The organism is Flavobacterium adhaerens (assembly GCF_040045115.1).
In the GTDB taxonomy this organism is placed as follows: domain Bacteria; phylum Bacteroidota; class Bacteroidia; order Flavobacteriales; family Flavobacteriaceae; genus Flavobacterium; species Flavobacterium adhaerens.
The window spans coordinates 77457-85774 of the sequence record NZ_JBDLZX010000014.1 but is presented as its reverse complement, the minus strand read 5'-3'; the positions used below and the strand labels follow the sequence as shown (position 1 = coordinate 85774).

At 33.1% G+C, this 8318-nt stretch carries 7 protein-coding genes; 5 read left to right on the top strand and 2 right to left on the bottom strand.

Annotated elements, in window-relative coordinates:
- On the top strand, positions 1–614 hold a 614-nt coding region (locus tag ABEB18_RS15910; RefSeq protein WP_348800327.1), incomplete at its 5' end, for a hypothetical protein.
- 64 nt (positions 615–678) lie between these two features.
- Here ABEB18_RS15910 and ABEB18_RS15905 read toward each other — a convergent pair.
- Together ABEB18_RS15905 and ABEB18_RS15900 are read right to left on the bottom strand one after the other, a co-directional pair.
- The gene (locus ABEB18_RS15905) at positions 679–1632 is read right to left on the bottom strand and encodes a TerC/Alx family metal homeostasis membrane protein (RefSeq protein ID WP_348800326.1); all 954 of its coding nucleotides are present in this window, start codon (positions 1630–1632) and stop codon (positions 679–681) included.
- Positions 1633–1769: 137 nt separating this feature from the next.
- Positions 1770–2789, bottom strand: coding sequence for a glutamine synthetase beta-grasp domain-containing protein (locus ABEB18_RS15900; protein ID WP_348800325.1), 1020 nt, complete (start codon positions 2787–2789; stop codon positions 1770–1772).
- 385 nt (positions 2790–3174) lie between these two features.
- Between ABEB18_RS15900 and ABEB18_RS15895 the strand changes: the two genes are divergently transcribed.
- The 4 genes from ABEB18_RS15895 (at position 3175) to ABEB18_RS15880 (ending at position 8175) form a co-directional block, all read left to right on the top strand.
- Positions 3175–5364 (top strand): glutamine synthetase III family protein, encoded by a 2190-nt coding sequence (locus ABEB18_RS15895; protein ID WP_348800324.1) that lies wholly within the window; start codon positions 3175–3177, stop codon positions 5362–5364.
- 130 nt (positions 5365–5494) lie between these two features.
- A complete protein-coding gene (locus tag ABEB18_RS15890; RefSeq protein WP_348800323.1) occupies positions 5495–6379 on the top strand; it encodes an OmpA family protein in 885 nt (294 codons plus the stop codon).
- A 150-nt stretch (positions 6380–6529) separates the two neighbouring features.
- Positions 6530–7708, top strand: a complete 1179-nt coding sequence (locus ABEB18_RS15885; RefSeq protein WP_348800322.1) for an AIR synthase related protein — start codon at positions 6530–6532, stop codon at positions 7706–7708.
- Between the two features lie 110 nt (positions 7709–7818).
- A complete protein-coding gene (locus ABEB18_RS15880; RefSeq protein WP_348800321.1) occupies positions 7819–8175 on the top strand; it encodes a hypothetical protein in 357 nt (118 codons plus the stop codon).
- The last annotated feature ends 143 nt before the right edge of the window (positions 8176–8318 follow it).

The window sequence follows — 8318 nt, the reverse complement described above, 5'->3', positions numbered from 1 at the left end:
CTGAATATGTTCATAATCCCTGCTTTTTGAGCGCTAATATACTAAAAATATTAGGTGTGTTTGCGGAGAATCAGAAAATGAAAAAAATAATTACACTTTTAGCGGTTGTTGGACTAGTATTATTTTCTGCGTGCGAAGGACCGGAAGGACCTCCGGGTATGCCTGGACAGGATGGACAGGATGGAATAGGCGCTGTTACATTTGATATTGTAAATCAAAATTTATTTAAGGAAGATAATAATACGTATTCTGTTTCTAATACTTTTTTTAATGAGGTTGGTACTAACCTTCTTGGGTCAGATATGGTTTTGATTTACTGGAAAAGTGGATCTACCAATACAAATCTTTCTGTTTGGAAACTTATACCACGAAGAATTAATTTTTCAAATGGTGATGTGTTAGATTATGATTTTGACTTTTCTGTAGAAGATTATATTATATCAGCTCATGGTAATTATGCTCTGGCAAACAGACCTGAGTATATTTTTGGGCAGACGTTTAGAGTAGTAATTGTTCCAAATGATTTACTTTCTTCTGTAAATATTAATAACTACAATGAGGTAATTTCAGCTTTAAGAATAAATGAAAATGAAATTAAAAAAATTGACTTTTAAATTGTTTACAGAATTTAAAAAAAAAGGAAATCTTAAGATTTCCTTTTTTTTTTGTTGAATGATATTATTTCTCGGTTTTTCGTTTATCGATACTTAATGAAACGATAACTCCAGTAATAAGTGAAAGCGCAATAAATGATAATGAAAACCATTCTGGAATTTCAATAAATTCCTTTAGAAGCATTTTTAATCCTACAAAACTCAAAATGGCGATAAGGCTATATTCTAAATAGCTGAATTTTTCTAGCATATTAGCCAAGAAGAAATACATCGAACGAAGTCCTAAAATGGCAAAAATATTAGAGCTGAAAACCAAAAAAGGATCTGAAGTAATAGCTAATATGGCTGGTACGCTGTCTAGTGCAAAAATAACATCCATTACTTCAATAACCACCAATGCCATAAATAATGGTGTTGCTGCTTTTTTTGCTTTTTTAGTAGCAATAAAAAACTTTTCATGATCTGTCTCAGAAGTTACTGGGATGATTTTTCCAAGTGTTTTGTAAATAAATGATTTTTTTGGGTCAAAGTCTTCTTCTTCTCCAGAAAAGAGCATCTTTAAGGCGGTAAAAATTAAAAATACGCCAAACAAATAAGTGGTCCAAGCGAATTTTTTAATGATGATTACCCCAAAGAATATCATTAATCCTCTAAATACAATGGCCCCCAAAATTCCCCAAAACAATACGCGATGCTGGTATTTTTGAGGTATTTTGAAAGAAGAAAAGACGATGGCAATGACAAAAATATTGTCAACACTCAACGATAGTTCGATTAAATATCCGGTGATGTATTTTATGGAAGCTGTGATTGGTTTTAGATTATCGGGATTTTCGATATAATCGGTTCCGTATAACCAATAAATAACTCCTGAAAAAAGAAATGAAATGGTGATAAAAATAGCAGTCCATTTACTGGCTTCTTTGGTGTTAATAATGTGTGGTGTTTTATTGAAAACACCTAAATCAAGGGCTAGAAATAGAACAATAGCGGCTAAAAATAAAATCCAAACAATCATAAATAAAAAGGTTTTTGTTTAACAAAGATACTTTTTGATTGGATATTTTGATAGTTTATTTTTAAAATTTATGAGATAAAATTGTATAAAAAAAGTGCCAACATTTCTGAAGGCACTTTCTAGTATTTGAATAAGAATTACAAAGCTGATTTTACAGTTTTGATGATTCTAGCAGCAATTTTGTATGGGTCACCGTTAGAAGCTGGTCTTCTGTCTTCTAACCATCCTTTCCATCCTTTTTGAACAGTCATCAAAGGAATACGGATTGAACAACCTCTGTCAGATACTCCGTAAGAGAAATCGTGGATAGAAGCAGTTTCGTGTTTACCAGTCAAACGCTCTTCGTTGTAAGCTCCGTAAACAGCAATATGTTCTTCAACTACTGGACGGAAAGCCTCACAGATTTTCTCATAAGTTTCTTTAGAACCACAAGTTCTCAATACATTGTTAGAGAAGTTTGCGTGCATACCTGAACCATTCCAATCCATGTCTTTTCCTAGTGGTTTTGGGTGGTACTCGATATAGTAACCGTATTTTTCAGTCAAACGATCTAATAAATAACGAGCAACCCAGATTTCGTCACCTGCTTTTTTGGCTCCTTTAGCAAACAATTGGAATTCCCATTGTCCACAAGCAACCTCTTGGTTGATTCCTTCGAAGTTGATTCCAGCAGCGATACACAAATCAGCATGCTCTTCAACTAATTTTCTTCCGTGTGTGTTTTTTCCACCTACTGAACAGTAGTACATTCCTTGTGGAGCAGGGTAACCTCCAACAGGGAATCCTAGAGGAAGTTGAGTTTTAGTATCCATGATGAAGTATTCTTGTTCGAAACCAAACCAAAAATCATCATCTTCATCGTCAATAGTTGCTCTACCGTTAGATGGGTGTGGAGTTCCGTCAGCATACATAACTTCAGACATTACCAAGTATCCGTTGATACGAGTTGGGTCTGGGTAAATTGCAACAGGTACTAATAAACAGTCAGAAGAACCACCTTCAGCTTGTCTTGTAGAAGAACCATCAAATGACCAGTTCCCAATTTCAGCTAATGTACCTTGAAAATTGTCATGCTCTTCAACTTTAGTTTTACTTCTTAAATTTTGTGTTGGTTCGTATCCGTCTAACCAAAGGTATTCTAATTTAATTTTAGCCATAATAATGTATATTTATTTTTTTTTGATTTTTCTGATGCAAATATAAAATAATTTAGTTAGGTCGTAAAATTGGGGGGTGGTTTTTATTTAAGAGGGTTTGATTTTTAATATTACTGCAATTTTGAAAGGGTATATTTGGAGAAATGCAATTTTATAGGGGTATAATAAATAATTTCATAATTCGAATTTTCTGTATATTAAATTTAAATTAAGATTTTTATTACTAATAACTAAAAATAGAGCTGTTAGAGTAATTTTTGTGTATTACATCTAGGTAAAAGGATTTTGTAACGAGGTATTCATAGATACATTCCTTAAATTAGTTAAGTATAATGCTATATATTTGTATTCTTTTTTAATAGATACTAATTTTATTATATACGATATGTCATCAATTCGTTTTCAAGCTTTGAGAGAAGCTTCAAATAGAAAGCTAATCGATTTTCAGGAATCTGGACGAAAATCAGAGCTTTTTGGATCAAATGTTTTTAATGATAAAGCGATGAAGCAATACTTGACTTCGGATGCTTTTAAGGCGGTACAAGGTGCGGTACAATACGGAACAAAGATTGATAGAAAATTGGCAGATTATATTGCCATGGGAATGAAAGAATGGGCTTTGAATAAAGGTGTTACACATTATACACATTGGTTTCAACCTCTTACGGGAACAACTGCCGAAAAGCACGATGCTTTTTTTGAAACTTCATTTGACGGAGGTGATCCGTTGGAAAAATTTGGAGGAGCTCAATTGGTGCAACAAGAGCCTGATGCTTCTAGTTTTCCGAATGGTGGAATCAGAAATACTTTTGAAGCTCGTGGTTATACAGCTTGGGATCCAACTTCGCCTGCTTTTATTTTCGGGACGACATTGTGTATTCCAACCATTTTTATATCCTATACAGGTGAAGCTTTAGATAATAAAATTCCGTTGTTAAGAGCTTTGTCGGCTATGGATGAAGCTGCTACCGAAGTTTGCAGGTATTTTGATAAAAATGTAAAGAAAGTAACGGCAACTTTGGGTTGGGAGCAAGAATATTTTTTAATAGATAAAGCTTTGGCCAATTCACGTCCCGATCTTATTATGACTGGACGAACTTTATTAGGACATACTTCTGCCAAGGGCCAACAATTAGACGATCATTATTTCGGATCTATCCCAACTCGTGCACTTACGTATATGAGAGATTTGGAACAAGAATGTATTTTGCTGGGAATTCCTGTAAAAACACGTCATAACGAAGTTGCTCCTAATCAGTTTGAATTTGCTCCCATTTTTGAAGAAGCAAATTTGGCGGTTGATCACAATTGTTTATTGATGGATGTTATGCAAAAAGTGGCTGAACGCCATGATTTAAAAGTGTTATTTCATGAAAAACCTTTTAAAGGGGTAAATGGTTCTGGTAAGCACAATAACTGGTCGTTGTCAACAGATACAGGAGTTAATTTATTGAGTCCTAGCAAAACTCCAATGACCAATTTACAGTTTTTAACTTTTTTTATCAATACAATAAAAGCAGTAAATGATTATGAAGCTTTGTTGCGATCTTCTATAGCTACCGCTAGCAACGATCATAGGTTAGGGGCAAATGAGGCTCCACCAGCTATCATCTCTGTATTTATAGGAGAACAATTGACTAAAGTTTTGGCTGAATTAGAAGGGGTTTCAACTGGAAAATTATCTCCAGAAGAAAAAACTGACTTGAAGTTGAATGTAGTTGGTAAAATTCCAGACGTGCTTTTGGATAATACCGACCGAAATAGAACGTCTCCTTTTGCATTTACTGGTAATAAATTTGAGTTTAGGGCAGTAGGATCATCTGCAAATTGCTCTAATGCTATGACTACTTTGAATACAATTGTTGCTAAACAATTAAAAGATTTTAAAATAGCAGTCGATAATTTGATCGAATCCAAAGACATGAAAAAAGATGATGCTATTTTTAATGTTTTAAGAGAGTATATCAAACAATCTAAAAAAATTCTTTTTGAAGGAGACGGATATAGCGAAGCATGGCAAAGTGAAGCTAAAAAAAGAGGTTTGAGTAATTTTAAAACAACTCCCGAGGCTTTAAAAGCTAGAGCATCTAAAGAAGCAATAGAGTTGTTTGGTGAAATGCAAATTATGAATCAAGTTGAATTGCATGCTCGTTATGAAATTGAATTGGAAGAATACACTAAAAAAATTCAGATCGAAGGAAGGGTTCTTGGTGATATTTCAAAAAATCATGTAATTCCAACAGCTATAAAATATCAAAATACATTGATTGAAAATGTAAAAGGATTGAAAAATATTTTTGGTTCTGAATTTGAATCCATAGCGAAAGAACAAATTATTTTGATTAAAGAAATCTCTAAACACATAGAAGGAATTAATTCTAAAGTTGAAGAGATGACTGAGGAAAGAAGAAAAGCTAATGTTTTGAATGATGCCCATGCAATGGCTGAAGCATATTGCAATAACGTAAAGCCTTATTTTGAAATTATTAGAAACCATTGTGATAAATTGGAACTCTTAGTTGATAACGAATTATGGACATTGACCAAGTATAGAGAGTTGCTTTTAACGAAATAATTGTCTGTTTACTATTTAGGTAATAAAACCGCTTCAGGATTGAGGCGGTTTTTTTGTGTGTTTATTTGTTTTTGTTTTCTCATAAAGGAAACTAGATTTATTGTAAATTTGAACAAATCCATCCCAAATCATGAAATACATAATTGCCTTATTTTTTACTTTCATATATTCATATGCTTTTTCTCAAGAGCAGGTTTCTTTTTTCTTTGATAGCAATAAATATGTATTGCAAAAAGCAGAATTGGTCAAGTTAAATCAGTGGTTAACTGCTAACAAAGATGTAAAGGTTGTTGGGGTTTATGGGTTCTGTGACGAAGTGGGTTCTGTAGGTTATAATGATACATTGGCCAAAAAAAGAATAGACTATGTGTTTTCTGTCATCAAAGGGAAAGTAAAAATTAGAGAGGATTTTAAAACCAGAAGCTTCGGAAAACTGCATGCATTATCTACTGTTAAATCTGAAAACAGAAAAGTTACACTCTATTATATTTTGCCCAAAGATTTTGTAAATGAAGAGGAAATAATTTCCGAAAAGCCAGAGAAAGTTCAAGTTAAAGCAAAACCAAAGGTTAAATTTTCGGATACTTATGTGTATGAAAATCTAGATGGCTCAACTGCCACCATAAAGATGGATACCGTTTTTATGAAAAAAGTTAGTACCGCTAATGTAGGCGAAAAGCTGAAACTAGAAAACTTAAATTTCTTTGTTGATACGTTTGCTATTACGCCGCAATCTAGGTCTTTGATGTTTGAGTTATTGACTATTATGAAAAATTGCCCTGATCTAAAAATACAGATTCAAGGTCATATTTGTTGTGTGCAAAAGGATTACAGAGATTTGAGTACTCAAAGAGCTAAAGCAGTTTACAAGTTTTTAGAGTTTAACGGTATTGATAAAAGCCGAATGACTTTTGCCGGTTTAGCTAGTACAAAGCCATTATATCCTTTACCTGAAAAAAATGAAGCCGAGCGAGAAGCCAATCGCCGAGTTGAAATCGAAATTATTGCCAATTAGAGTAGAGAAGTAAGATTGCAGATTATAGAATTGTGATTGATATTATATTGTTATTATTATTGATTTTTGCCATTACCATTGCCATTGAAATTTAATTGTATAATTGGCACATTAAAATTATCTTTGCCCGACATACACACAACTATAAAAATGAGTTCAGATACTTCAAAAAGATATGCACAAAGAGGTGTTTCGGCATCCAAAGAAGATGTACATAACGCCATAAAAAACATTGATAAAGGATTATTTCCTCAAGCATTTTGCAAAATTGTTCCAGATTATTTAACCCAAGACGAGGAATATTGTTTGATTATGCATGCCGATGGTGCGGGGACAAAATCTTCACTTGCCTATATGTATTGGAAAGAAACTGGTGATATTTCGGTGTGGAAAGGTATCGCACAAGATGCCTTGATTATGAATATTGATGACTTACTGTGTGTAGGAGCAACAGACAATATTCTATTATCTTCTACTATTGGAAGAAATAAAAATGTTATCCCTGGCGAAGTTTTATCTGCAATCATTAATGGAACGGAAGAATTAATTCAAGAATTAGATTCATTTGGTGTTAAAATACATTCAACTGGCGGAGAAACTGCCGATGTTGGGGATTTGGTGCGAACAATTATTGTTGATTCTACCGTAACTGCCCGAATGAAACGTTCTAAAGTAATTGATAATGCCAATATCAAGGCAGGTGATGTTATCGTAGGGTTGGCTTCATTTGGTCAAGCAACTTATGAAAAAGGTTATAATGGAGGGATGGGTAGTAATGGTTTGACTTCTGCTCGTCATGATGTTTTTGAAAAATATTTGGCAGCTAAATATCCTGAGAGTTTTGATGCCGCAGTACCTAACGAGTTAATTTATTCAGGTGGAGTAAAATTGACAGATGCAGTTGCTGATTCACCTATAGACGCTGGGCAATTGGTGCTTTCGCCAACTAGAACTTATGCACCAATCATCAAGAAAATATTAGATAAATATTCTTCAGAAGATATTCACGGAATGGTTCACTGTAGCGGTGGAGCTCAGACTAAAATATTGCATTTTGTGCAAAACTTGCATATTATAAAAGATAATTTATTTCCAGTTCCACCTTTGTTCAAATTGATTCAAGAGCAATCTAAAACAGATTGGAAAGAGATGTATCAAGTTTTTAATTGTGGTCATAGAATGGAAATTTATGTTCCAGAGACTATTGCTCAGGATATTATTGCAATCTCTAAATCGTTCAATGTCGATGCGCAAATTGTTGGTAGAGTAGAAGCTTCAGATTTTAAAAAACTTACAATTAACAGCGAATACGGAACGTTCGAATACTAAAATATTTAAAAGATTAAAAAATTGAATAATTTAAAGATTTGTGAAGTTTTTTAATAGTTTAATAATTCAATTTTTTAATCTTTTAATTTTTAATCATTAAATTTAATAAAATGTACGAACTGGTTTTCTGGAAATATTTGGAAGATGTTTATCTAAATCATCAAGAAGTATATGAAGCCCTGATAGATGATCAGCCTGTAGATGGATTAGAGGATATTCCTGTTCAAGTTGTTTTAAATCGTCTTCATTCGGTTTTTTCATCCTGGGAGAAAGTAGATGAAAACAGCTGGAAGAACACCAAAGGGAGAGGTGCTTTTCAAGTGAAAACAACTCCTCAAAGCATACATATTGATTGTTACGGAACCGAAGGAAAAACGATGAATCTTTTAGTCGATACTTTGGAGGAATTTAAATGTCCGTTATACGATCCGCAAGTTCCAGTTCGTTATGATGAAATGAACGAATAATAGAAGTATAGAGTAATAATTCTACTTTTTTATTGAATCTTAAAAATTACCAACCTGCAACTAAAAAAAGATGTTGTGGGTTTTTTATTTTTCATCACTAAATGGTTGAAATATTAAGTCTATAAATAAGTTAAGTTTTTTTA